The sequence below is a fragment of the Pseudomonas sp. ATCC PTA-122608 genome (assembly GCF_001952855.1).
Classification (GTDB): Bacteria; Pseudomonadota; Gammaproteobacteria; order Pseudomonadales; family Pseudomonadaceae; genus Aquipseudomonas.
The window spans coordinates 298,546-321,177 of sequence record NZ_LPNO01000046.1; the positions used below are offsets into that span (position 1 = coordinate 298,546).

A 22,632-nucleotide genomic window follows, 5' to 3' on the forward strand; every position below is an offset into this window, starting at 1 on the left:
GCAATTGTCTGGTACAGCTTTTGCTTTGCCTTGGTGCGCAGGCCTGGGGCCTTGCGCTGAATCCGGGCGGTTGGGGCTCAAACCCTGAAAAACCTTACCCTAAATAACTAAAACTCGCGGAAAAACCCTGTCGGATTCTGCCTTTCTCAATGATCGCTGCGCTAAACCGGTTCACGGCCTCAAAAGAAGGTCGAACCGTCGGGGCCAATTTAGTGCGCGTCATGAAGGTCATGAACTGCTTTGGTGCTTTTTCCTGCATGTGCAGGCCTGCCATCCTCCATGGAAAATTTGCAAAGCGCGGTGGACACCCTCGTCCACAGTTCCAATACGCTGTTCATTCTGATTGGTGCGGTCATGGTCCTGGCCATGCACGCCGGCTTTGCCTTCCTGGAAGTCGGTACCGTGCGCCAGAAGAACCAGGTCAATGCCCTGTCGAAAATCCTCAGTGACTTCGCCATCTCCACACTGGCCTATTTCTTTATAGGCTATTGGATCTCCTACGGCGTGACCTTCATGCAACCGGCGGCGGTGATCAGCGCCGACCACGGTTACGGCCTGGTGAAATTCTTCTTCCTGCTGACCTTTGCAGCAGCGATCCCGGCGATCATCTCCGGTGGGATTGCCGAGCGCGCACGTTTTGCGCCGCAACTGTGTGCCACCGCGTTGATCGTAGCCTTCATCTACCCGTTTTTCGAAGGCATGGTGTGGAATGGCAATTACGGACTGCAAGCCTGGTTGCTGGCCAGCTTCGGCGCGAGCTTCCATGACTTTGCCGGCAGCGTCGTGGTGCACGCCATGGGCGGTTGGCTGGCACTGGCGGCCGTGTTGCTGCTCGGCCCGCGCCAGGGACGTTATCGGGAAGGGCGCCTGGTGGCATTCGCGCCGTCGAGCATTCCATTCCTCGCGTTGGGCTCGTGGATCTTGATCGTCGGCTGGTTCGGCTTCAACGTCATGAGTGCGCAAACCCTGTCCGGGGTCAGCGGGCTGGTGGCGGTCAACTCGTTGATGGCGATGGTCGGCGGCACCGTGGCGGCATTGGTGATCGGGCGTAACGACCCAGGCTTCTTGCACAACGGTCCGCTGGCCGGGTTGGTCGCGATCTGTGCTGGCTCCGACCTGATGCACCCGGTGGGCGCCCTGGTGACAGGCGCGGTGGCGGGCGGCTTGTTCGTCTGGTTCTTCATCGCGGCCCAGGATCGCTGGAAGATCGACGATGTGCTGGGTGTGTGGCCGCTGCACGGGCTGTGCGGTGTGTGGGGCGGGATTGCCTGCGGGATCTTCGGCCAGACCGCCCTGGGTGGTCTGGGCGGCGTGAGCCTGATCAGCCAGTTGATCGGCACCGCGCTGGGCGTGGTCGTGGCGCTGGCCGGCGGCTTCCTGGTGTACGGCGTGATCAAGCGCGTGAGCGGCCTGCGCCTGAGTCAGGAGGAAGAGTATTACGGTGCGGATCTGTCGATCCACAAGATTGGGGCGGTCAGTCAGGATTGAGGGGCGTGTCACCTTCGTCGTGGTTGAAACCCTGTAGCAGCTGATAGCGGCTCTGGCGTACCTCATCCAAGCGGTCCTTCACCTGCTGGTCCGACAACCCCAGCAGGATCAGCGCGTGGGAGGCGAGCATCAGGCTCGACTCCAGCAACTCGGGCACCACTTCGGTCGCGCCTGCAGCCTTCAGTTCGGCCAGTTGACTGTCGTCACGGGTGCGCACCAGGATCGGCACGTTCGGGTTGATCCGCCGTGCTTCGTTGAGCACGGTCAGGGCGACGTCGCTGTTGTCCACCGCGATCACCACCAGGCGCGCACGTTCCAGGCCAACGGCGCTGAGCAGGGCACCACGGCGGCAGTCGCCGTAGTGCACGGCGTTGTCTTCAGAGGACGCTTCCTGGACCCGCTCGGGGTCGTCATCCAGAGCGATGAAGGCTTGTTGTTCACGGTGCAGGAAGCGCCCGATGGACTGGCCAACCCGACCATAACCGCAGATCACCGCATGGCCTCGCAGCTCGGCGTTGAGGACGGTGATCTCTTCAAGCTGCACTTGCTGATTGGGCTTGCGGTGCAGGCGCAGGGCAATCGCGGGTGCCGCCCTGAGCAGCAGTGGCGTCAGCAGCATCGAGCAGAACGTGGCGGCCAGCAGCAGCCCGCTGATGTCGGCGGGCATCAGGCGGCTTTGCTGCATTTGCGCCATCAAGGCGAAACAAAACTCACCGCCCTGAGCCAACGCCAAGCCACTGCGCCAGGCGGTTTCGCCGTCGCTGCCGCGCAGTTGCACCAGTAGCGCGACGACGCAGCCTTTGATCAGCATCAGGGTGAGGGTCAGGCCGAGAATCAACAGGCTGTGGCTGATGAACAATTGCAGGTCGATCAGCATGCCGATGCTGACAAAAAACAGTCCCAGCAGGATGTCGCGAAACGGTCGGATATCGGCTTCGATCTGGTGGCGGTAATGGCTTTCCCCCAACAGCATTCCGGCGAGAAAAGCGCCAAGGGCCGGGGAGAGGCCCAACAGGTGCGTCAGCCAGGCGGTGAGCAGCACAATCACCAGTGCCAGCAGCACGAACAACTCGGCCGAATGGGATGCCGCCACCTCACGGAACAAACGCGGCAGCAACCAACGGCTGGCCAGCAGCAGGCCGAGGAACAGCACCACGGTTTTGCCCAGGGTCAGCGGCAACGCCCAGTACCAGGCTTGCTCGCTGGCGCCGGCGAACACGGGCACCAGGGTCAGCAGCAACACCGCTACTACGTCCTGAAAAAGCAGCACGCCAATCGCATTCTGGCCGTGGCTGCTGAAGACTTCGCCAAGGCTGGTCAGCTCCTTGCTGACGATCGCGGTGGACGACAAGGCCAGGCCTGCGCCGAGTAACAGTGCAGTCGTCGGCGACAGGCCAAACAGCACCAGCAAGCCGCCCAGCAGCAGCCCGCAGCACAGCACCTGCAGGCTGCCGAGGCCAAACACCACCCGGCGCAGGCTGAGCATTTTGCTCAGGGAAAACTCCAGGCCCAGGGAAAACAGCAGGAACACCACCCCCAGTTCTGCAAGGTCTGGCAGTTCTTCGCTGTCATTGACCCAGTCGAGCGCGGTGGGGCCTACGGCCAGGCCGACGCACAGATAGCCCAGCACCGGTGGCAGTTGCAGGCGGCGAAACAGCGCAATCACCACCAGAGAGGAGGCCAGGATAATCAACAGGTTGGCAAACACGCACAGCTCCATTGCAGGTATTACGGGAAAAAAAGTCGCGAGAATCACTGAATCAGTTATAGGCCATCCTGATCTGGGTCAGGCTTTTGCCATGCCCCGACGCTGTTAGAATAGTCGCCTGATTCTTCTCGGATCCTTTGCCATGCTTCCTGAATGTCAGTTGTTCGGCACCCTGGGCTGCCATCTTTGCGAGTTTGCCGAAGCCGAAATCATGCCGTTGGTCGAGCACGGCCTGCTGGTGGAGTTGGTGGATATCGCCGATTCCGAGGCCTTGTTCGAAGCCTACGGCCTGCGTATTCCGGTGCTGCGCCGGGTGGATACGGGCGCGGAGCTGGATTGGCCGTTCGATGAAGCGCAGGTGGTGAGCTTTCTTCTCTAGCACTCTGCGATGGCGAGTTCCCGATTATTCAGTTACTGTATGTTTGTACAGCGATTGAATGAGAGGGAACGCCCGTGGTGAATGTTGAACAACTGAAAAGCAGCGTCAATCGCATGTCCGCCGACGTCGTGCGCGACGCGGTGAACGAGCTGCGCCTCGATGGCCTGGTCACGGAAGGCAAGACGCCGTTTAACAAAGTGCACTTCAATACCTGCTTTGCCGAGATCGAGGCGCTGTTCCAGCGTGCCGGTTATCACAAGCAGTTGGATGTGGTGGGCTATCAGGGCTTGCTGTACGCGCTTTATGACCCGGGCCGCTGGGAAGCGGTGGATGTGCTGCGCTGGCTCAAGGAATTCACCGAGGCAGCCAGTGCGTCGCCGGTGCTGCGCGCAGAATTGGCCAAGGCTTGAAACTGTGCTGGGCCTGATCCGGCCGCATGCGGGATAATGCCCGCCTGTATGTCCATGCGTTGAGCCTGCCCATGTCCGTTTTTTCCGCTGCCCAGCATCAAGCCAGCACCTTGTACTTGCCGCCGGGCGCCTGGGCCACCGTGCTGGAGTGTCTGTGCGAGCACTTCCAGGCCATCAGCCGTGAACAATGGCTGGACCGCATCGCCCGGGGCCGGGTGCTGGACATCAACGGCGCACCTATCACTCAGGACTTGGCCTACCGCGAAGGCCTGTGCATCTACTATTTCCGCGAAGTACCGAACGAGAAAGTGATCCCGGTGCAGGAGACGATCCTGTACGCCGATGAACACCTGGTGGTGGCTGACAAGCCGCACTTCCTGCCGGTAACGCCCGCCGGCGAGTATGTCGAGCAGACGCTGTTGCGGCGCTTGATTCGTCGCCTGGACAACCCGGCCCTGGTGCCGCTGCATCGTATCGATCGGCATACCGCCGGGCTGGTGCTGTTTTCGGCAAACCCGCAGACGCGCTCGGCGTATCAGCAGCTGTTTCCCACGCGCAAGATCGACAAGTTCTACGAAGCCATTGCTCCGGCATTACCTGGGCTGATCTTTCCGCTGGTGCACAAAAGCCGGCTGGTGGATGGTGAGCCGTTCTTTCGCATGCAGGAAGGCGAGGGCGCGAGCAATACCGAGACGGCGGTCGAGGTGCGGGAAAAGAACGGCGACCTATGGCGCTACGGCCTGTTTCCGGTGACCGGCAAGAAGCATCAGTTGCGGGTGCACATGACGGCGTTGGGCGCGAGTATCTGTAACGACCCGTTCTACCCCGATGTCATCAAGGATGCCGAGGACGATTACGCCAACCCACTCAAGCTGCTGGCCCAAGGCGTGCGTTTCATCGACCCGGTTACCGGTCTGGAGCGTAACTTTCGCAGCGAGATCAGCCTGGACTGGTAAACCCCCAGGAACGAGAAAGCCCGCATTACGCGGGCTTTTTTGTATCTGGCGTTAAGACTTACAGGTCTTTAACGGTGCGAACCTGATCCTTGTTGATCCGGGTTTGCTTACCATCCAGTTGCTGAAATTCATAGAAACCGGTGGACTTGTCGAAACTAGGAGTGTCGACGGCCTGGATTTCGCGACCGTCATTCAGGGTGATCACTGTAGGCGAGGCGCAACCGGCAAGGGTAGCGAGGCCCAGTGCAAGCATGAGAGCGGCGATGGTCCGTTGAGTCATGAGTTTGTCTCCGAGAGAATGCTTTGTTGAGTACTGACCTTGTGACGTGTGTAACGTCGGCAAAGTTCCTTGTTCGACGCTCATTCTGACACGCTGGGCGGGCGGTGCAACAACTCCGGTGTATTGAGGTTGGCCAGGCGTGGGTCGTCGGCGGGGCAATCCAGGGCCAGGGCCCCCAGCGCCTGCATGATCCGGCGCGGGCTGCGCTCGCCGGCGGCCCAAGCCTCATCGAACCGCTCGCGCAGCCGCGTCGGTACGACGCAGAGCAGTGGCTCCCAGAAATCGCCGTGGCGCACCATCACCGGCAACAACGGATTTTGCTGCGCCGTGCTGCGCAGGTCCGCGAGCAATCGCGTGTCGATCTGCGGCACATCACACGGCAGCACCAGCAGATGCGCATGCTGTGCCACCGCAAGTCCTGCGCGGATGCCGGCCAGTGGCCCGGGGAAATCCGGGCTGTCATCGCCGACCAATTGATCGGCGTAGGTCGCGTACTGCGGCTGGTTGCGATTGCAGGAGATGATCAGGTCGTCGGTCAAAGGCCGCACCAGACGATGCAGGTGCGCAATCAACGGCTGACCGTGCCAGTCGAGCAGGCCCTTGTCGAGGCCGCCCATGCGCTGGCCACGGCCGCCGGCCAGCAACAGCACGGAGCAGGGCAGAGGGGAAGAATGGCTTGGCATGGCGGCTCCTGCGGGCAGTGAAACGGGGGGCTGTGATATAACATCGGGCTGTTCCTTCGACAACCGGACCGAGCCATGAAAGCCAAGGCTGATGCGCCCTTTGTACCCCTGAATATCGCTGTATTGACGGTCAGTGACACCCGCACCCTGGAAACCGACACGTCGGGCCAGGTCTTCGTCGACCGCCTGACCGCTGCCGGCCACCTGCTGGCCGAGCGTGTTCTGCTTAAAGATGATCTGTACAAAATCCGTGCGCAAGTGGCGCATTGGATTGCCGAAGACGTGGTGCAAGTGGTGTTGATCACCGGCGGCACCGGCTTTACCGGCCGAGACAGCACCCCGGAAGCAGTGAGCTGCCTGTTGGATAAACAGGTGGACGGTTTCGGCGAACTGTTCCGGCAAATTTCCGTGGCCGATATCGGCACTTCCACCGTGCAGTCCCGTGCCCTGGCCGGCCTGGCCAATGGCACCTTGGTGTGCTGCCTGCCGGGCTCCACCAACGCGGTGCGCACCGGTTGGGACGGGATTCTCGCCGAGCAACTGGATAACCGTCACCGCCCGTGCAACTTCGTCGCGCATTTGAAACAGGCCGAGCCCTGTGAATCCCGTGGGTAAGCCGGGCAAGACCGGTGCGTTGATGCCGGTAGAAGACGCCCTCGAACAACTGCTGGCAATGGCCGAGGCAGCGCCGATTCGTGAGCAGGAAACGTTGCCGCTGGCTGAGTGCGATGGTCGCGTGCTGGCGCAGGCGCTGATCTCGACCCTGGACTTGCCACCCTGGCCCAACAGCGCCATGGACGGTTACGCCCTGCGCCTGGCGGACTGGACCGGCGAGCCGTTGGTGGTCAGCCAGCGCATTTTCGCAGGCACGGCACCGGAGCCTTTGGCCGCCGGCACCTGTGCGCGAATCTTCACCGGTGCCCCGGTTCCGGAAGGCGCGGACTGCGTTGAGATGCAGGAAAACGCCGTGGTCCACCCCGATCAGCGGGTGAGCTTCACCGAAGCGTTGCAGGTGGATCAAAACATCCGTCCCCAAGGCCAGGAAACCACGGTCGGCGAACTGGTGTTGCCCGCCGGCACACGTCTTGGCCCGATCGAGTTGGGCCTGGCGGCTTCGCTGGGTCGTGATCGGCTGGATGTGGTGCGACGCGCCCGCGTGGCCGTGCTGTCCACCGGCGACGAGTTGATCGAGCCGGGCCTGCCGCTGGGACCCGGGCAGATCTACAACAGTAATCGCCGGGTGCTGTGCAGCTGGCTGGAGCGCCTGGGCTGTGAAGTGGTGGACGCCGGGATCCTGCCGGATGACCTGGAACAAACCCGCGAACGCCTGGGCGCATTGGGCTCGGTCGACTTGATTCTGTCCACCGGCGGTGTGTCGGTGGGCGAGGCGGATTTCCTCGGGATTGCGCTGCGGGAAGAGGGCGAGCTGGCGCTGTGGAAGCTGGCGATCAAGCCGGGTAAGCCGCTGACATTCGGGCATTTCCGTGGCGTACCGGTGATCGGTTTGCCGGGCAATCCGGCATCGACGCTGGTGACCTTTGCCTTGCTGGCGCGGCCTTACCTGTTGCGCCGCCAGGGTGTCGAAGACGTGCAGCCGTTGCGCATTGAAGTGCCGGTGGGGTTTGTCTGGGCCAAGCCGGGGAATCGTCGCGAGTATCTGCGCGGGCGGCTGGAGCAGGGCAAGGCGATCATCTACCGCAACCAGAGCTCGGGTGTGCTGCGCAGTGCAGCGTGGGCCGAAGGTTTGGTGGAAGTGCTGGAAGGCACGACGCTGGAGATCGGTGATCGGGTCAACTTCATTCCGTTGAGTGAAGTTCTGAACTGATCCCCCCCACTGTAGGAGCGAGCTTGCTCGCGAAAAACCAGAGAACACCGCGTGCATCCAGGATGCCCACGTTATCGTTGGCGATTTTCGCGAGCAAGCTCGCTCCTACAGGAGGTCAGACGATCAAGGCAAATCACGACTCGCGTAAAACGCACTCAACACCTTCACCAGGTGCGCCAGGTCGTGGCTGCCGCACAGCTCGCGAATCGAGTGCATGGCAAACGTCGGCAAACCGATATCCACGGTGCGCACGCCCAGGTGGCTGGCAGTGATCGGGCCGATGGTCGAACCGCAACCCATGTCGCTGCGAACCACAAAGCTCTGCACCGGCACTTCTTCAGCCATGCACAGGTGGCGGAAGAACCCGGCGGTTTCGCTGTTGGTGGCGTAGCGCTGGTTGCTGTTGACCTTGATCACCGGGCCGGCATTGAGTTTCGGGCCGTGGTTGGCGTCGTGCTTCTCGGCGTAGTTGGGGTGCACGCCGTGGGCGTTGTCGGCAGATACCAGCAGCGACTTCTGGATGGTGCGTACGAACTCATCACCCTCGGGCAGCAGGCGACGCAATGTCTGCTCCAGCATCGGGCCGTCGGCACCGCAGGCGGAGCACGAGCCGACTTCTTCGTGGTCGTTGCACACCAGCACGCAGGTTTCGTCGGTTTCGGCGGTGAGCAGGGCTTGCAGGCCGGCGTAGCACGACAGCAGGTTGTCGAGGCGGGCACCGGCGATAAAGTCGCCATTGAGGCCAATCACCGCGGCGCTCTGGGTGTCGTAGAAGCTCAGCTCATAGTCGAGCACCACATCGGCGTTCAAACCGTGTTCACGGGCCAACTGTTCGGTAAGCACCGCGCGGAAGTCCACACGTTCGTCACCGGCAAACTGCGCGAGGATCGGCGGCAGCTCGGTCTGGGCATTGATTGCCCAACCCTGGTTGGCTTCACGGTTCAGGTGAATGGCCAGGTTGGGGATGATCGCGATGGGCAGCTTGAAGTCGATCAACTGGCTTTCGACCTTGCCGTCACGACGGAAGGTCACGCGGCCGGCCAGGGACAAATCGCGGTCGAACCACGGCGCCAGCAGCGCGCCGCCGTACACTTCCACACCCAGTTGCCAGAAGCCCTGGCGTTGCAGTTCCGGCTGTGGCTTGACCCGCAGGCAAGGGCTGTCGGTGTGGGCGCCGACCAGGCGAATACCGCCTTGCAGGGGCGAGTGGCGGCCGAGCTTGAAGGCGATGATCGAGGAGTCGTTGCGGGTCACGTAGTAGCGACCGTTGGCCTCGGTGGTCCAGGTCTCGCGCTCGTCAAGACGCTGGAAACCGGCGGCTTCCAGGCGCTGTGCAAGGGCGGCGGTGGCATGGAACGGGGTAGGGGAGGCCTTGAGGAAGTCGATCAGGCCTTGGTTCAACTCTTCGCGCATAAGTAGCTCCAGACAGCAATGGCGCGAGTTTACCGTCCGACGGGATAAGTGCACAGAACAAATGTGGGAGCGGGCTTGCTCGCGAATGCGGTGTGTCAGTTGCTGAATGAGCTAACTGATCCACCGCATTCGCGAGCAAGCCCGCTCCCACATTTTAATTGCGTTTGCAGCTTAAAACGGCGCGGGGCACTCGAAGCGCAAGCGCTCGCCGCTCTGGGGATGGGTGAAGCTCAACATGCTGGCATGCAGGCACAGGCGCGGCCAGGCCGCCAAGGCCTGCTCATGGGCGTACAACCCATCGCCCAACAACGGATGCCCGATGGACAGCATGTGCACACGCAGTTGATGTGAGCGTCCGGTAATCGGCGTCAGCTCAACCCGGCACCAGTCGCCGCAACGTTCCAGGACCTTCCAGAAGGTCAGCGCGTTCTTGCCGAACTCGTGGTCCACCACGTGCCGTGGCTTGGTCGGCGGGTCGTAGCGCAATGGCAAGTCGATGCTGCCGCTGTCCAGTTCCGGTTGGCCCCAGCACAGTGCGGTGTAGGCCTTTTCGGTTTCGCGGTCATGAAACTGGCGCGACAGTTCACGGTGGGTGTCGGCGTCGCGGGCCAGCAGGATGATGCCCGACGTTTCCCAGTCCAGGCGATGGACGATGCGGGCTTCGGGGTAGCCGTTTTCCTGCAGGCGGGTGATCAGGCAGTCCTTGTTGTCTTCGGCGCGACCGGGCACCGAGAGCAGCAGGGTAGGCTTGTTCACCACCAGGACAGCGGCGTCCTGATGAAGGATGTGGACATTGGACAACGGCATTAAAACAGCCTCGTAACAAACGCCAACGGCGGCTGGGTTGCCGAAGTTCCTGTAGGAGCGAGCTTGCTCGCGAAAAACTCAAGAACAACACGCCCATTCAGTATGAGCGCGTTATCGTTAACGTCCTTCGCGAGCAAGCTCGCTCCTACAGAAGCCCAGTAACCGAGCCGCCGTGGCGACCGCCTTTTCGATCAACGATCAGGCAGGGTGATATTGAGTTCCAGAATCGAGCAGCTGCCGTCATTTTCCAGGGCGACATGCACGTCATCGTTACCGATATTGACGTACTTGCGGATCACCTCCACCAGTTCCTTCTGCAAGGCTGGCAGGTAATCCGGAGTGCTGCGTTGGCCGCGTTCGTGCGCCACGATGATCTGTAGACGCTCTTTCGCTACCGACGCGGTACTTGGCTTTTTGTTGGCGCGAAAGAAGTCGAGAAATTTCATTGTTTAGTTGCCTCCAAAGATACGCTCGAAGAATCCCTTCTTCTTAACATCGAGGAAGCGATGTTCCACGGTCTTGCCCAGCAAGCGATCAACGGCATCGCTGTACGCCTGGCCGGCGTCGCTCTGGTCGTCAAGAATCACCGGCACGCCTTGGTTGGATGCCTTCAGGACGGCCTGGGATTCCGGGATCACACCCAGCAGGGTCACGGCGAGGATTTCCTTGACGTCTTCAACGCCGAGCATTTCGCCGTTGCTGACGCGCTCAGGGTTGTAGCGGGTCAGCAGCAGGTGTTCCTTGATCGGATCTTCACCTTTCTCGGCGCGCTGGGACTTGCTGGCCAGCAGGCCGAGCATGCGGTCCGAGTCACGTACCGACGACACTTCCGGGTTGGTCACGACGATGGCTTCGTCGGCGAAGTACATCGCCAGGTGAGCGCCGGTTTCGATACCCGCCGGGGAGTCGCACACTACGTATTCGAAGGTTTCCTTCAGTTCAGCGAGGACTTTGCCTACGCCTTCTTTGGTCAACGCATCTTTGTCGCGGGTCTGGCTGGCGGCCAGCACGTACAGGTTCTCAAGGCGCTTGTCCTTGATCAGGGCCTGTTGCAGGTTGGCTTCGCCGTTGACTACGTTGACGAAGTCGTACACCACGCGGCGTTCACAGCCCATGATCAGGTCGAGGTTACGCAAGCCGACGTCGAAGTCGACGATGACTGTCTTGTGGCCGCGCAGAGCGAGGCCGGTACCGATAGCGGCGCTGGTGGTGGTCTTACCCACACCACCCTTGCCGGATGTAACCACGAGAATCTTGGCCAAGGTGTTTCACCCCTAAGGAAAAAGGACTTTCAGTCCCTGAAAAACATCTCTTGATACTCGCTGCAGGCGGACAGCCTTTGTAGGAAAAAGATGTGGTTTCCGTAGGGGAAACGCCAGCTTTCAATTATTCCTACACAAGTATTGCCGGTTTCGCTGTGCTATCAGAGTCTAGAGATGCTTGGAAAATGCGGCAGTATCCGTTAAAGACGGGTGATGTTCAACACATCGCCCGACAGGCTGACTTGTACCCCGGCCCCCCACAGCGGATCGCGGCGCAAATCTTCCGAAACCTTGTACTGGCCTGCGATGGACACTAGCTCAGCGGTCAACTGCTGGCAAAAAATACGGGCCTTGGTGTCACCCTTTATGCCGGCCAGTGCACGACCGCGCATGGGGCCGTATACATGGATGTTTCCGTCGGCAAGAAGTTCCGCCCCCGGGCTTACCGGGGCGATGACGACAAGGTCGCCACCCTGGGCGTAAATCTGCTGCCCGCCCCGCACGGGAGAGGTGATGATCTTTGTAGGCTTGATCGTCGGCTCTGGTGGTTTCTCGGGTTTTTTCTTCTCTTCGCCGACCAACGGGTCAAGCGGACGCTCACGTGCGCCGGACGGCGGCAGTACTGGCAGTTCAATGGCGATCGCCGCGGCAATGTCTTCGATACGGCTGGCACGAATCGCCAGGGTGCGCAGGCCATGCTGGCGGCACACACGCATCAACCCGGGCAGGTCGACAGCGCCCTGGCCGGCCGGGAGTTTGTCCAGGGCCAGCACCAGCGGCGCATTGTTGAAGAAGTTCGGCGCCAGGGCGACCTTGGCGGCGAGCTGGCGGTCCAGGGCGTCAAGGTCATTGCGGGCCAGTTCCAGCACGGTAATGGCGAGCATGCTGCCTTTCAACTGGAACACGGGATCTTGGTCTAGCGGTTCGGTTTGGCTCATGGTCGGCAAAGCGGCTTGTCACGAAAAGTGTCGAGACTTATAACGAGAACATCCGCTAGCCGCAAGCCGGGTCGAACCGTTGTAGAATGCGCGGCCGTTGTCTTTACCGGAATCTTTAATGGATCGCCCGCGTTTTCGAGCTGTATTTTTTCACCCGCGTTTCTGGCTGCTATGGCTGGGGCTCGGTTTGCTGTGGCTGATTGTGCAGTTGCCGTACCGGGCTTTACTGGGGATTGGCCGTGCCTTGGGTGCGGGAATGTACCGGGTGGCCGGTGAACGTCGACGCATTGCCGCGCGAAACCTGGAACTGTGCTTCCCGGAAAAATCCGCCAAAGAACGTCAACATTTACTCAAGGAAAACTTTGCCTCCACCGGCATCGCTTTTTTCGAGATGGCCATGAGCTGGTGGTGGACCAAGCCGCGGCTCGCGCGCCTGGCCCACGTCGAAGGGCTGGAACACCTCAAGCAGGCGCAGTTGGAAGGCAAGGGCGTGATCCTCATGGCCCTGCATTTCACCACCCTGGAAATCGGCGCCGCCTTGCTCGGGCAGAAGCACACCATCGACGGCATGTACCGCGAACACGGCAACCCGTTGTTCGATTTCGTCCAGCGCCGAGGCCGCGAGCGGCACAACCTTGATTCCCTGGCCGTAGAGCGTGAAGACGTGCGCGGCATGCTCAAGCTGCTGCGGGCCGGCCGTGCGATCTGGTACGCACCGGACCAGGACTACGGCGCCAAGCAAAGTATCTTCGTGCCGTTGTTCGGTATTCAGGCCGCCACCGTCACGGCCACCAGCAAGTTCGCACGCCTGGGCAAAGCGCTGGTAGTGCCGTTCACCCAGGAACGCCTGGCCGACGGCAGCGGTTATCGCCTGGTGATCCATCCGCCGCTGACCGACTTCCCGGGTGAATCCGACGAGATCGATTGCCTGCGCATCAACCAGTGGGTCGAGGCTTCCGTGCGCGAATGCCCCGAGCAATACCTGTGGACCCACCGCCGCTTCAAGAGCCGGCCACCGGGTGAGCCTAAGCTGTACGAAAAACGCCGTCGTTGATCTGAAGTCCCCAAGCACCATGGAGTGATGCAATGCGCCCAGCTGAACCGGTCACAGGCTTGATTCTTTCCGGCGGCGGGGCGCGGGCCGCCTATCAGGTGGGGGTATTGGCGGCGATTGCCGAGCTGTTGCCGCCGGGGGCGGCCAATCCGTTTCCGGTGATTGTCGGCACCTCGGCCGGGGCGATCAATGCGGTGAGCCTGGCCAGCGGCGCCATGGACTTTACCGCCGCCATCCAGCGTCTGACCGCCTTCTGGCAAGGCTTTCGCAGCCATCTGGTGCTGCGCAGTGACTGGCCCGGAGTGGTCAGCCAGGCCAGTCGTTTCCTTATTCACAGCCTGCTGGGGATTGGTGCGCAAGTGCCTGTGGCGCTGCTCAACAGTTCGCCGCTGCGGGATTTGTTGCGTGACAAACTGCACCTGGAAGGCATCAACGAGGCGATCCGCCAGAAACACTTGCATGCGGTGGCCGTCACCGCTTTCGGATACGAGTCCGGGCAAGCCGTGACCTTCTATCAGGGCGGCGGCACCATCGATGCCTGGCTGCGCCATCGGCGTATCGGTATTCCCACGCAATTAACCGTTGAACACCTGCTGGCCAGCTCGGCGATTCCGTTGCTGTTTGCGCCGGTCAAACTCGACCAGGAATATTTTGGCGACGGTGCCGTCCGGCAATCGGCACCCATCAGCCCTGCGTTGCACCTGGGAGCCAGCCGGGTGCTGGTGGTGGGCGTCAGTGGCAACCCGCGCGGCAACGACCCTTCGAACCCGGTACGTACCTTCACCGGCCAGGAGCCGACTTTGGCGCAGATCGGTGGGCACATGCTCAACAGCACGTTCATCGATAGCCTGGAAAGCGACATCGAATTGCTTGAGCGCCTGAACCAGTTCAGCCATGTGTTGCCTGCCGATGCGGCGATACAGGGTTTGGCACCGGTAGAGGTGCTGGTGATTGCACCAAGCCAGCCGATCGACGAAATCGCGGCACGTCATCGTCAGGAGTTGCCGGCGGCATTGCGCCTGTTTCTGCGTGGGCCGGGGGCGACCAAAACGAGCGGGGCGGGCGTGCTCAGTTACCTGCTGTTCGAGGCGGGGTATTGCAGCGAGTTGATCGAATTGGGACGGCGGGATGCGCTGGCCAAGCGCGAAGAGCTAAAGCGGTTTCTAGGCCTGACCTGATTCCCTGTAGGAGCGAGCTTGCTCGCGAAGAACCTGAGAGCGGCGCGTTTATTCAGAATAGGCGCGGTGTTCTTGCGGTCTTCGCGAGCAAGCTCGCTCCTACAGGAGAAACATCAGAAGTGGTACTTCACCAACAAACTCGCGGTGTCCTGATTGGTCTCGAACGCGCCGCTGTCCTGGATCCCGTACTTGTTCTTCCAGTAGTCGTATTCGATACCGACATACAACTGCTTATCGCCCCAATGCAGCGCCTTGCCCAGGTCATATTTGATCTGCGGGTTGAAGTGCAGGTTGGCGTGGTAAGTGCCACGGGCGTTCTTGTCGTTATCCACGACCCAGTCCATAAACCCGTCGATCAGCACATTGGAGTTGCCCACCGGAATCGTGTACGACCACACCGGCGTGATCTGCCACACGCCATCACCCGGGCGATTGCCTTCGGTCTGGCGCTGGTAGAAGTTCAGCTGGAAGTAGTCGAAGCCGGGGATTGCCAAGTCGAAACCAGGACCCACCAGGTACGACTCGTTGTCGCCTTCGCCGAACTCGTAGGTGAACGCCAGCAACACGTCCTTGATCGGGCCGAACGACAGGTCTTTGTCGAAGATCTTGCCGAACGACAAACGTGGGCTGAACTCGCCGTAGTAAGTACTTGGGCCGACGTTGCCGTCTTCCTTGCCGTTGTAAAAGATGCGGTCGAGGAAGAAGAAGTTGTCGCCGTACTTCCACGCATCGGCGTGTTCGAAGGTTACGGTTTGCTGGATCTGCGGGTTAACGGTGAAGTTCTTGCCCCACAGATAAGTCAGGCTGTTGTTCTGCCACTGCAGCAGATCACCGGCCATGGCCTGGCCCCCGGCCAGCAGGGATCCTGCCAGCATCAGGCTGTTCACAGTACGTTTCATTCGGTTGCTCCCGAGGTAAAGGTTTCTGGTTTTTTTTCTAAGCGGACGCTCTGGTGTGGCGTCTTTTTGCTTGCCGCAAAAATCGTCTGTTCGGTCAGCTTTAATGCTTTTAGCAAGAGCTGCGCCAAGGTGTTTAAAAAGCCAAAAAATCCCCGTCGGCTGTGATGACCACAGTCGAATTCGGAGAGTTTTTGCACACGTTGGCTGCGGACTTGGGGCCCGGATAAGTTGGCCTTGCAGTCAGCTTTTACATTCGCTGTTTTTTTTTGAGTCGATTTGAGCGGGCGCCGAGAATACTGACTCCGAGGCGGGTGCTCAAGTGCGCCGTTACAGAGCGCGCGGGGCGAGAATGGGGCACGGCGGGTAGCCGGCCCCGGGTGAATGGCGTGCATGGTGTATTCCCTGATCGTTATTGTTTTTGTTGTGACGCAGGAATCAATGTTGGTGTGCGTGTTCGCTTGCGGCAGCGCGTTCGGCGCCGCCCAGAATGTTGAACAAGAGGTTCAGCGACAGCGCGCTGAGGGTGGCCATGGCGATGCCGCTGTGAGTGATCGGGCTCATCCACAGTGGCAACTGCGCAAAGAACTCGGGACGCACGACCGGGATCAATCCCATGCCGATACTCACCGCCACCAGCAACTGGTTACGGCGGTCGGCGATGTCGGCTTCCTGGAGGATCTTGATCCCGGTGGCCGCCACCATCCCGAACATGGCAATCGCCGCGCCGCCCAGCACTGCGGGCGGAATCGACGCTACCAGGAGCGCGGCCTTGGGCAGCAGGCTCAGCACAATCAGAAACGCCCCGGCCATGATCGTCACCGAACGGCAGCGCACACCGGTCATCTGCACCAGGCCGATGTTTTGCGCGAACGAGGAGTGAGTAAAAGTGTTGAAGAAGCCGGCAAAAAACGACGCGCCGGCATCACACAACAGGCCGCGACGCAGCATCTTCGGCGTAACTTCCTGGCCGGTGATCTTGCCCAGGGCGAGGAACATCCCGGTGGACTCGACGAAGATAATCACCACCACCAGGCACATCGACAGAATCGGCGCCAACTCGAACTTCGGCATGCCGAAATGCAGTGGCGTCACCACTTGCACCCACGGTGCCTGGGCCAGGCCGCTGAGGTCGACCATGCCGATCATCCCGCACAACCCATAGCCGAGGGCCATGCCGATCAACACCGAGATACTCACCCAGAAGCCGCGCATGAAACGGTTGATCAACAGGATGGTGGCCAGTACCAGCGCGGCAATCGCCAGGTAAATCGGTGAGCCAAACGTGGACGCCGCCGCGCCCCCGCCGGCCCAATTGACCGCGACGGGAAACAGCGAGAGGCCAATGGCGGTGATCACGGTGCCGGTCACCAGTGGCGGAAAGAAGCGCACGACCTTGGACATGAACGGCGCGATCACGATGCCGAAAAAACCGGCGGCGATGGTCGCGCCGAAGATCCCTTGCAGGCCGATGCCGGGCATGCCCGCCATGGCGACCATGCTGCCGACTGCGGCGAAACTGGCGCCCATCATCACCGGCATGCGAATGCCCACCGGGCCGATACCGAATGACTGGACCATGGTTGCGATGCCCGCCACCAGCAGGTCGGCGTTGATCAGGAAGGCGATTTCTTCACGGCTCAAGCCTGCGGCCTGGCCGATGATCAAAGGCACGGCGACGGCGCCGCCGTACATCAGCAAGACGTGTTGCAGGCCTACCAGAATCAGTTGCAAGAGGGGTAGCCGCACCATGGTGGGCGCGGCAGGAGTCTGCGTTTCTAGCTGGGACATGCAACACCTCGGATCTTTTTATTGTTGTGTTGTTCGGCATTCGATTGCCGGTAGCGCTGCCCTTGATCCCTGTAGGAGCGAGCTTGCTCGCGAAGGTCGTCAACGATAACGCGCGCATCCAGTTTGAGCGCGTTGCCCTTGAGCTTTTCGCGAGCAAGCTCGCTCCTACAGGGGAGGGGGCCGATGTTTAGTTGGTACGCGCCCCCTGATTGATCCAGGTGCCAATCAAGTCCCGTTCCTGCTGGGTCATCTGAGTGATATTGCCCAGCGGCATGATCTGGCTGGCCACGGCCTGCGCCTGAATGCGCGGGGCCATTTGCTGGATCTGCTGCGGCGTATCAAACATCACACCCGCCGGTGCGGCACTGAACAGCGGGCTGGTCGGCTTGGCCGAATGGCACACTGCGCAGCGCTCCTGAATCACCCCGTGGACCTTGTCAAAATCAATCGAGGCCTGGGCCGGTGCTGCTTCGGCAGGCGCCGGTGCAGGTGCCGCGGGTGCAGCCGGTTTAAGCCCGCCACCCAGCGCCGTTTCCGGCAGTGGCTGGTACTCGATGGCCGCGGGTGCCTTGGCCACTTCCGGTGCAGTCGCCACCGGTTTTGGGCCGGTCACGTACGCCAGGCAAATCATCGCCAGTGCGCCTACGGGCAAGGTCCAGGCATATTTCTGGCTGTTGTGACGGGTGTTGAAGTAGTGACGCACCAACACCGCCGCCACCGCGATACCTGCCAGGATCAGCCAGTTGTATTGGCTGCCGTAGGTGCTCGGGAAGTGGTTGCTGATCATGATGAACAACACCGGCAAGGTGAAGTAGTTGTTATGACGCGAACGCAGCAAACCCTTGGCCGGCAGTGCCGGGTCGGGTGTGCGGTTTTCTGCAATCGCCGCCACCAGCGCACGCTGGGCCGGCATGATGATGCGGAACACGTTGCCCACCATGATGGTGCCGATCACGGCGCCCACATGCAGGTACGCACCACGGCCGCTGAACACTTTACTGAAGCCATACGCAGCGGCAATCAACAGCACGAACAGGATCAGGCCGAGCAGGGCAGGGCGCTTGCCCAGGGCCGAGTCGCAGAGAAAGGAGTAGACGAACCAGCCGACAAACAGCGAGCCAATGCCCAGCAGTACACCTTCCGGACCGCTCAGGCTGCTGCCCGGGGCCAGCAGGTACAGCGTCGGGTTGGCGTAGAACACCACGCACAGCAGCGCGACGCCGGACATCCAGGTGAAATAGGCTTCCCATTTGAACCAGTGCAGGTTGTCCGGCATGGTCGGCGGGGCCAGTTTGTATTTTTCCAGGTGGTAGATACCGCCACCGTGGATCGCCCACAAGTCACCGGCGAGACCGTCCTTGGGGTTGACGCGATTGAGGTTGTTTTCCAGCCAGACGAAGTAGAACGAAGCGCCGATCCAGGCGACGCCGGTAATCATGTGAACCCAGCGCACGCTAAGGTTCAGCCATTCCATCAAATGTGCTTCCACAGTCTTTACCTCTCGCCTGTCACTCTGTCGTCGAGTGATCAGACCTTCTCTTATTGGTGGGGGGCGAGGATCAACTGCTCATCCTCTTTAAAAAAATGCTCATCGCAGTTGTTGCCTGTGCCACTGCGATCAACCACCAGGAAGTCATCCCGCTTTTCGATCGTCAGCACCGGGTGGTGCCAGACGCCGCGATGGTAATTAATGCCCTGCCTGCCGTTGGTGACGAAGGCGCGGACCAAGCCCGATACAGGTTCATCGCCAAGTGGCGCGACCACGATCAGAAAGGGGTTGCCGAGCAGCGGGATGAAAGCCTGGCTGCCCAGCGGGTGTCGTTCCAGCATGCACACGGTCAGCGGCATGTCCTGCACGTCGGCGCGGAAAATGCTGATGATCGCGTTATCTTCTGGCGTGGCGGTTTGCACCGTCGCCAGTTTATGAAAGCGCATGGTCGACCCGTTGTTGATCATGAAGTGATCGCTGCCATCGGTTTCGATAACGTCTCCGAAAGGGGCGAAGGCTTCTTTGGTCAGGGGTTCGATCATCAGTGTGCGCATGGCTGTCTTCTTATCCGGATTCTGTGTTGTTTGCTTTTGTGGCGAGGGAGCTTGCTCCCGCTGGACTGCGTAGCCGTCCCATTTCTTGGGGCCGCTTCGCGMCCCAACGGGAGCAAGCTCCCTCGCCACAGGTTCACCGCTTACTTCGAGACCTTGCCCAAAACCCGCAGGCGGCTCACACCACCATCCGGGAACACATTCAGACGAATGTGGGTGATCGGGCCCAGCGCCTTGATCTGCTCGGCAAATGTGTGTTCAGCGTGCATTTCCAGCTTCTGCGCCGGCAGCAGTTCGCGCCAGAACAGCGATTGGGTTTCGATCTGACTGTCGGTGCCGCCCTTCACGAATGCGCCCTGGATCGAGCAGGTGTCCGGGTAGTTACCCTTGAAGTGCAGGGTGTCGACCACGATCTTCTCGATCTCGCCCGGGTTGCCCAGTGCGACGATGACCCAGTCATTGCCCGGCGTACGACGACGGGCGGTTTCCCAGCCGTCGCCCATGTTGATGCCACGGCCCGGGTTGAGGATGTTGCTCATGCGCCCGAAGTGTTCATCGGAGCAGGCCAGTGCACGGCCGCCGTTCAATGCAGCTGCCAGGTCGACTTGTTCGTTGTCGCCCACCGCCGACCAGTCGCGGAACGGAATGCCGTACACACGCAGACGGGCTACACCACCGTCCGGGTAGATGTTGAAACGCAGGTGGCTGAAGGCCTGGTCGTTGTTGATCTCGTGGAAGTGATGGCTGTTGCCTTGCAGCTCTACAGCCGACAGCACTTCAACCCACTGGGTGTTGTCGTCCGGCTCGCCGGACGCCAGGAAGCAGGCTTCCAGGGACGCCGATGGCGGGAAGTTGCCGGTGAAGAATGAAGTGTCGATGTCCACGCCTTTGATCGAACCCGGTACGCCCAGGCGGATCACCGCGCTGTCGTAGCCTTCGAAGCGCTTGCGGCGTGACTCCCAGCCGTCCATCCACTTGCCGTTGTCATCGAAAACGCCCTCCTTCCACACGGCCGGGGTCGGCTGGAACAGGCGGTTGGCGTCGGCGAACCAGTCATCGGTAACAGAGATGATCTTGGTGCCCAGGCGGGCGTCGGCCAGGTTGACGAACTTCTCGAAAGGTACGGCGTAAGCTTTCATTCTTCTTGTCTGCCTTAAAGTAAGTGGCTTGGGATGCTCGCCAGGCCCTGGGCGTTCATGAACCGCTCGGGCCAGGTCTGCTAAAGGGTCAGTAATCGGAACAACGCGATTTTATTGATCTCGGCCAGCGCGCATTTGAACTCGGCTTCCACCGAGTTGTGAATGCGCGTTTCAAACGCGGCGAGGATCTGATGCCGGTTGCTGCCTTTTACCGCCATGATGAAGGGAAACTTGAACTTGGCCTTGTAGCCATCGTTCAGCTCGGTGAAGCGCGAAAACTCGTCGCTCGAGCATTGGTGAATACCGGCGCCAGCCTGTTCATGGGTGCTGGCTTCGGTCAACTGGCCCTGGACGGCAGCTTTGCCCGCCAGGTCCGGGTGAGCGTTGATCAGGGCAAGTTGACTGGTGTGATCGGCGCTCAACAGGATGTCGCTCATGCGCTGGTGCAGGGTTTCGATCTCGTCGATCGAAGCGTCCTGGCCCAGGTCGAAGGCCTTTTCGGCCACCCATGGCGAATGTTCGTAGATGTCGGCGAAGGCTGCGACGAACTCGTCGCGGCTCAGGGTCGAGGGTTTCAAGGTCTGGAAAGCTGTCATTTGGCGGCTCCCTGGAAAGGGTGTACGTCATGCCAGTGACGGGCGATGTCGACGCGGCGGGTAAACCACACCTGGTCATGACCCTTGGCGTATTCGATAAAGCGCTTGAGTGCAGCCATGCGCGCCGGGCGGCCGATCAGGCGGCAGTGCAGGCCGATGGAGAGCATCTTCGGTGCTTCCGCGCCTTCGGCATACAGCACGTCGAACGCGTCTTTGAGGTACTCGAAAAAGTCGTCGCCCTTGTTGAAACCCTGGACCTGAGTGAAGCGCATGTCGTTGGTGTCCAGGGTGTAGGGGATCACCAGGTGCGGCTTGCCGGTCGGGTTGTTGGGTTCCCAGTAGGGCAGGTCGTCGTCGTAGGTGTCACAGTCGTAGAGGAAACCGCCTTCCTCCATCACCAGCCGCCGGGTGTTGGGGCCGGTGCGCCCGGTGTACCAGCCCAGTGGGCGTTCGCCGGTGAGTTCGGTGAGGATGCGGATCGCTTCGAGCATGTGCTCGCGCTCCTGGGCCTCGTCCATGTATTGGTAGTCGATCCAGCGGTAGCCGTGGCTGCAGATTTCGTGGCCGGCGGCGACCATCGCGCGGATCACGTCCGGGTGGCGCTGGGCGGCCATGGCCACGGCAAAGATGGTCAGCGGGATATCGAATTCCTTGAACAACTTGAGGATGCGCCACACGCCGGCCCGGCTGCCGTATTCGTACAGCGATTCCATGCTCATGTTGCGCTCGCCTTGCAGCGGTTGCGCCGAGACCATTTCGGACAGGAAGGCTTCCGACTCTTTGTCGCCGTGCAAGATGTTGCGCTCGCCGCCTTCTTCGTAGTTGAGTACGAACGACAGGGCGATACGGGCCTTGCCTGGCCAGTGTGGGTGAGGAGGGTTACTGCCGTAACCGATCAGGTCGCGTGGGTAGTCAGCGCTCACTGCAGTCTTCCTTCTTGTTCGTGGTAACGGTGTGTGTGGCGGCCGGGCAGCGAAAAGACTGGGGTGGCGTCACAGCGATGACTGATTGTATACAACGTAGTGCGCACTTTGTAAGCCTGTATTTCTGCATTTTTTCCGCAGGGTCTTTGCAGAATAGCACTGCAAGAAACCTGCCTGACTGGTCAACTATATTGAAAAAAACCTCCTTTACTGTAGGAGCGAGCTTGCTCGCGAAAAACCTGAGAGCGCCTCGTTACCTCTGAAGCGCTGCGTTATCGTTAACGATCTTCGCGAGCAAGCTCGCTCCTACAGTATCGGCGTCAGCAACGGATAGCGGGTTTGTTGAATTTATTGTGTACAATTTTTTTGAAAAGTGTCTTAATCAGTCATTGCCGGCTTTTTCAGTGACCTGAAAAGGTGCGGTCTTTCACTTTACTGACTTCGGGAGGCGCGCAGACGCTATGGGACGTTTGACCACACACGTATTGGACGCCGCGCACGGCTGCCCTGGCAGCGCGATCAAGGTTGAGTTGTACCGTGTCGAGGGCACACAGCTTGAACTGGTGGCCAGCACCCTGACCAACAACGACGGCCGTTGCGATGCACCTCTGCTGCAAGGCGATGACTACCGCAGCGGTGTCTATCAGTTGCAGTTCAGCGCCGGTGACTACTACCGCGCCCGCGGTGTGCAACTCCCCGAACCTGCGTTTCTCGACGTGGTGGTACTGCGCTTCGGCATCAGTGCCGAACAGGATCACTATCACGTGCCTTTGCTGATTTCGCCTTACAGCTACTCCACCTATCGCGGTAGCTGAGTCGTCACCGCGCTTCACACCCCCAAAGCTCTTCGTTGGTTTTTCGCCCGC

General features: G+C 60.6%; 25 protein-coding genes. 9 read left to right on the plus strand and 16 right to left on the minus strand.

Annotated elements, in window-relative coordinates:
- Positions 1-279: 279 nt before the first annotated feature.
- The gene (locus tag AU074_RS27275) at positions 280-1,488 is read left to right on the plus strand and encodes an ammonium transporter (protein ID WP_076017369.1); all 1,209 of its coding nucleotides are present in this window, start codon (positions 280-282) and stop codon (positions 1,486-1,488) included.
- Here AU074_RS27275 and AU074_RS27280 read toward each other — a convergent pair.
- On the minus strand, positions 1,475-3,196 hold the full coding sequence (locus tag AU074_RS27280) for a monovalent cation:proton antiporter-2 (CPA2) family protein (protein WP_076017370.1): 1,722 nt from the start codon (positions 3,194-3,196) through the stop codon (positions 1,475-1,477). The two genes, AU074_RS27275 and AU074_RS27280, sit on opposite strands and share 14 nt — an antisense overlap.
- Before the next feature lie 142 nt (positions 3,197-3,338).
- On the opposite strand from AU074_RS27280, the gene AU074_RS27285 reads away from it, so the two are divergent.
- From AU074_RS27285 to AU074_RS27295, 3 genes are all read left to right on the plus strand, one after another.
- Positions 3,339-3,575, plus strand: coding sequence for a glutaredoxin family protein (locus AU074_RS27285; RefSeq protein ID WP_026078284.1), 237 nt, complete (start codon positions 3,339-3,341; stop codon positions 3,573-3,575).
- A 74-nt stretch (positions 3,576-3,649) separates the two neighbouring features.
- The gene (locus AU074_RS27290) at positions 3,650-3,985 is read left to right on the plus strand and encodes a hypothetical protein (protein ID WP_003209087.1); all 336 of its coding nucleotides are present in this window, start codon (positions 3,650-3,652) and stop codon (positions 3,983-3,985) included.
- A 65-nt stretch (positions 3,986-4,050) separates the two neighbouring features.
- Complete coding sequence (locus AU074_RS27295) at positions 4,051-4,941, plus strand: pseudouridine synthase (protein ID WP_143503706.1); 891 nt, start codon at positions 4,051-4,053, stop codon at positions 4,939-4,941.
- 58 nt (positions 4,942-4,999) lie between these two features.
- Here AU074_RS27295 and AU074_RS27300 read toward each other — a convergent pair whose 3' ends face one another.
- Both AU074_RS27300 and mobA read right to left on the minus strand, forming a co-directional pair.
- Positions 5,000-5,221, minus strand: a complete 222-nt coding sequence (locus AU074_RS27300; RefSeq protein ID WP_076017371.1) for a YgdI/YgdR family lipoprotein — start codon at positions 5,219-5,221, stop codon at positions 5,000-5,002.
- Positions 5,222-5,301: 80 nt separating this feature from the next.
- Positions 5,302-5,904: a molybdenum cofactor guanylyltransferase MobA gene (gene mobA, locus AU074_RS27305; RefSeq protein ID WP_076017372.1), complete on the minus strand. Its 603-nt coding sequence runs from the start codon at positions 5,902-5,904 to the stop codon at positions 5,302-5,304.
- A gap of 75 nt (positions 5,905-5,979) precedes the next feature.
- On the opposite strand from mobA, the gene moaB reads away from it, so the two are divergent.
- Positions 5,980-6,519, plus strand: coding sequence for a molybdenum cofactor biosynthesis protein B (moaB, locus tag AU074_RS27310; protein ID WP_076017373.1), 540 nt, complete (start codon positions 5,980-5,982; stop codon positions 6,517-6,519).
- Positions 6,503-7,729 carry a gephyrin-like molybdotransferase Glp gene (glp, locus tag AU074_RS27315; protein WP_076017374.1) on the plus strand — a complete coding sequence of 409 codons (1,227 nt, stop codon included), beginning with the start codon at positions 6,503-6,505 and terminating at the stop codon, positions 7,727-7,729. The genes moaB and glp overlap by 17 nt, the downstream gene beginning before the upstream one ends.
- A 123-nt stretch (positions 7,730-7,852) precedes the next feature.
- Here glp and AU074_RS27320 read toward each other — a convergent pair whose 3' ends face one another.
- The 5 genes from AU074_RS27320 to minC form a co-directional block, all read right to left on the minus strand.
- Entirely contained in the window at positions 7,853-9,142 is a 1,290-nt protein-coding gene (locus AU074_RS27320) for a M18 family aminopeptidase (RefSeq protein ID WP_003209095.1), read from the minus strand.
- A gap of 171 nt (positions 9,143-9,313) precedes the next feature.
- Positions 9,314-9,949, minus strand: coding sequence for an RluA family pseudouridine synthase (locus tag AU074_RS27325; RefSeq protein WP_063032017.1), 636 nt, complete (start codon positions 9,947-9,949; stop codon positions 9,314-9,316).
- A gap of 191 nt (positions 9,950-10,140) precedes the next feature.
- The gene (gene minE / locus AU074_RS27330) at positions 10,141-10,395 is read right to left on the minus strand and encodes a cell division topological specificity factor MinE (RefSeq protein WP_003175252.1); all 255 of its coding nucleotides are present in this window, start codon (positions 10,393-10,395) and stop codon (positions 10,141-10,143) included.
- A 3-nt stretch (positions 10,396-10,398) separates the two neighbouring features.
- Positions 10,399-11,211 (minus strand): septum site-determining protein MinD, encoded by an 813-nt coding sequence (gene minD, locus AU074_RS27335; RefSeq protein ID WP_003209098.1) that lies wholly within the window; start codon positions 11,209-11,211, stop codon positions 10,399-10,401.
- Positions 11,212-11,411: 200 nt separating this feature from the next.
- Positions 11,412-12,149 (minus strand): septum site-determining protein MinC, encoded by a 738-nt coding sequence (gene minC, locus AU074_RS27340; protein WP_076017375.1) that lies wholly within the window; start codon positions 12,147-12,149, stop codon positions 11,412-11,414.
- Positions 12,150-12,267: 118 nt separating this feature from the next.
- On the opposite strand from minC, the gene AU074_RS27345 reads away from it, so the two are divergent.
- Positions 12,268-13,203: a lipid A biosynthesis lauroyl acyltransferase gene (locus AU074_RS27345; protein WP_076017376.1), complete on the plus strand. Its 936-nt coding sequence runs from the start codon at positions 12,268-12,270 to the stop codon at positions 13,201-13,203.
- Between the two features lie 32 nt (positions 13,204-13,235).
- Positions 13,236-14,381 carry a patatin-like phospholipase family protein gene (locus tag AU074_RS27350; RefSeq protein ID WP_076017377.1) on the plus strand — a complete coding sequence of 382 codons (1,146 nt, stop codon included), beginning with the start codon at positions 13,236-13,238 and terminating at the stop codon, positions 14,379-14,381.
- Between the two features lie 113 nt (positions 14,382-14,494).
- Here the strand turns inward: AU074_RS27350 and AU074_RS27355 are convergent, their stop codons facing one another.
- The 8 genes from AU074_RS27355 to puuE all read right to left on the minus strand — a co-directional run bounded on the left by AU074_RS27355 (position 14,495) and on the right by puuE (position 21,766).
- Positions 14,495-15,280, minus strand: a complete 786-nt coding sequence (locus tag AU074_RS27355) for an outer membrane protein OmpK (RefSeq protein ID WP_076017378.1) — start codon at positions 15,278-15,280, stop codon at positions 14,495-14,497.
- The gene (locus AU074_RS33795; protein ID WP_143503702.1) at positions 15,277-15,672 is read right to left on the minus strand and encodes a hypothetical protein; all 396 of its coding nucleotides are present in this window, start codon (positions 15,670-15,672) and stop codon (positions 15,277-15,279) included. The genes AU074_RS27355 and AU074_RS33795 overlap by 4 nt, the downstream gene beginning before the upstream one ends.
- 43 nt (positions 15,673-15,715) lie before the next feature.
- The gene (locus AU074_RS27360) at positions 15,716-17,068 is read right to left on the minus strand and encodes a nucleobase:cation symporter-2 family protein (RefSeq protein WP_076017379.1); all 1,353 of its coding nucleotides are present in this window, start codon (positions 17,066-17,068) and stop codon (positions 15,716-15,718) included.
- 187 nt (positions 17,069-17,255) lie between these two features.
- Complete coding sequence (locus AU074_RS27365) at positions 17,256-18,557, minus strand: urate hydroxylase PuuD (protein WP_076017380.1); 1,302 nt, start codon at positions 18,555-18,557, stop codon at positions 17,256-17,258.
- A 50-nt stretch (positions 18,558-18,607) separates the two neighbouring features.
- Positions 18,608-19,111, minus strand: coding sequence for an ureidoglycolate lyase (locus AU074_RS27370; RefSeq protein WP_076017381.1), 504 nt, complete (start codon positions 19,109-19,111; stop codon positions 18,608-18,610).
- Between the two features lie 140 nt (positions 19,112-19,251).
- Positions 19,252-20,247, minus strand: coding sequence for an allantoicase (gene alc, locus AU074_RS27375; RefSeq protein WP_076017382.1), 996 nt, complete (start codon positions 20,245-20,247; stop codon positions 19,252-19,254).
- Positions 20,248-20,327: 80 nt separating this feature from the next.
- Positions 20,328-20,843 (minus strand): 2-oxo-4-hydroxy-4-carboxy-5-ureidoimidazoline decarboxylase, encoded by a 516-nt coding sequence (gene uraD / locus AU074_RS27380; protein WP_076017383.1) that lies wholly within the window; start codon positions 20,841-20,843, stop codon positions 20,328-20,330.
- The gene (puuE, locus tag AU074_RS27385; RefSeq protein WP_076017384.1) at positions 20,840-21,766 is read right to left on the minus strand and encodes an allantoinase PuuE; all 927 of its coding nucleotides are present in this window, start codon (positions 21,764-21,766) and stop codon (positions 20,840-20,842) included. The genes uraD and puuE overlap by 4 nt, the downstream gene beginning before the upstream one ends.
- A 461-nt stretch (positions 21,767-22,227) precedes the next feature.
- On the opposite strand from puuE, the gene uraH reads away from it, so the two are divergent.
- Entirely contained in the window at positions 22,228-22,581 is a 354-nt protein-coding gene (uraH, locus tag AU074_RS27395) for a hydroxyisourate hydrolase (RefSeq protein ID WP_010176091.1), read from the plus strand.
- Positions 22,582-22,632: the final 51 nt, after the last annotated feature.

What these genes read in the sequence shown, in the direction of transcription:
- uraH (WP_010176091.1), top strand. Translation starts at nt 22,228, where the DNA reads ATGGGACGTTTGACCACACACGTATTGGACGCCGCGCACGGCTGCCCT.
- alc (WP_076017382.1), bottom strand. Translation starts at nt 20,247, where the DNA reads ATGAAAGCTTACGCCGTACCTTTCGAGAAGTTCGTCAACCTGGCCGAC.
- AU074_RS27370 (WP_076017381.1), bottom strand. Translation starts at nt 19,111, where the DNA reads ATGCGCACACTGATGATCGAACCCCTGACCAAAGAAGCCTTCGCCCCT.
- AU074_RS27300 (WP_076017371.1), bottom strand. Translation starts at nt 5,221, where the DNA reads ATGACTCAACGGACCATCGCCGCTCTCATGCTTGCACTGGGCCTCGCT.
- AU074_RS27320 (WP_003209095.1), bottom strand. Translation starts at nt 9,142, where the DNA reads ATGCGCGAAGAGTTGAACCAAGGCCTGATCGACTTCCTCAAGGCCTCC.
- AU074_RS27350 (WP_076017377.1), top strand. Translation starts at nt 13,236, where the DNA reads ATGCGCCCAGCTGAACCGGTCACAGGCTTGATTCTTTCCGGCGGCGGG.
- AU074_RS27360 (WP_076017379.1), bottom strand. Translation starts at nt 17,068, where the DNA reads ATGTCCCAGCTAGAAACGCAGACTCCTGCCGCGCCCACCATGGTGCGG.
- moaB (WP_076017373.1), top strand. Translation starts at nt 5,980, where the DNA reads ATGAAAGCCAAGGCTGATGCGCCCTTTGTACCCCTGAATATCGCTGTA.
- minE (WP_003175252.1), bottom strand. Translation starts at nt 10,395, where the DNA reads ATGAAATTTCTCGACTTCTTTCGCGCCAACAAAAAGCCAAGTACCGCG.
- AU074_RS27355 (WP_076017378.1), bottom strand. Translation starts at nt 15,280, where the DNA reads ATGAAACGTACTGTGAACAGCCTGATGCTGGCAGGATCCCTGCTGGCC.
- minC (WP_076017375.1), bottom strand. Translation starts at nt 12,149, where the DNA reads ATGAGCCAAACCGAACCGCTAGACCAAGATCCCGTGTTCCAGTTGAAA.
- AU074_RS27325 (WP_063032017.1), bottom strand. Translation starts at nt 9,949, where the DNA reads ATGCCGTTGTCCAATGTCCACATCCTTCATCAGGACGCCGCTGTCCTG.
- AU074_RS27345 (WP_076017376.1), top strand. Translation starts at nt 12,268, where the DNA reads ATGGATCGCCCGCGTTTTCGAGCTGTATTTTTTCACCCGCGTTTCTGG.
- mobA (WP_076017372.1), bottom strand. Translation starts at nt 5,904, where the DNA reads ATGCCAAGCCATTCTTCCCCTCTGCCCTGCTCCGTGCTGTTGCTGGCC.
- uraD (WP_076017383.1), bottom strand. Translation starts at nt 20,843, where the DNA reads ATGACAGCTTTCCAGACCTTGAAACCCTCGACCCTGAGCCGCGACGAG.
- AU074_RS27285 (WP_026078284.1), top strand. Translation starts at nt 3,339, where the DNA reads ATGCTTCCTGAATGTCAGTTGTTCGGCACCCTGGGCTGCCATCTTTGC.
- AU074_RS33795 (WP_143503702.1), bottom strand. Translation starts at nt 15,672, where the DNA reads ATGCACGCCATTCACCCGGGGCCGGCTACCCGCCGTGCCCCATTCTCG.
- AU074_RS27275 (WP_076017369.1), top strand. Translation starts at nt 280, where the DNA reads ATGGAAAATTTGCAAAGCGCGGTGGACACCCTCGTCCACAGTTCCAAT.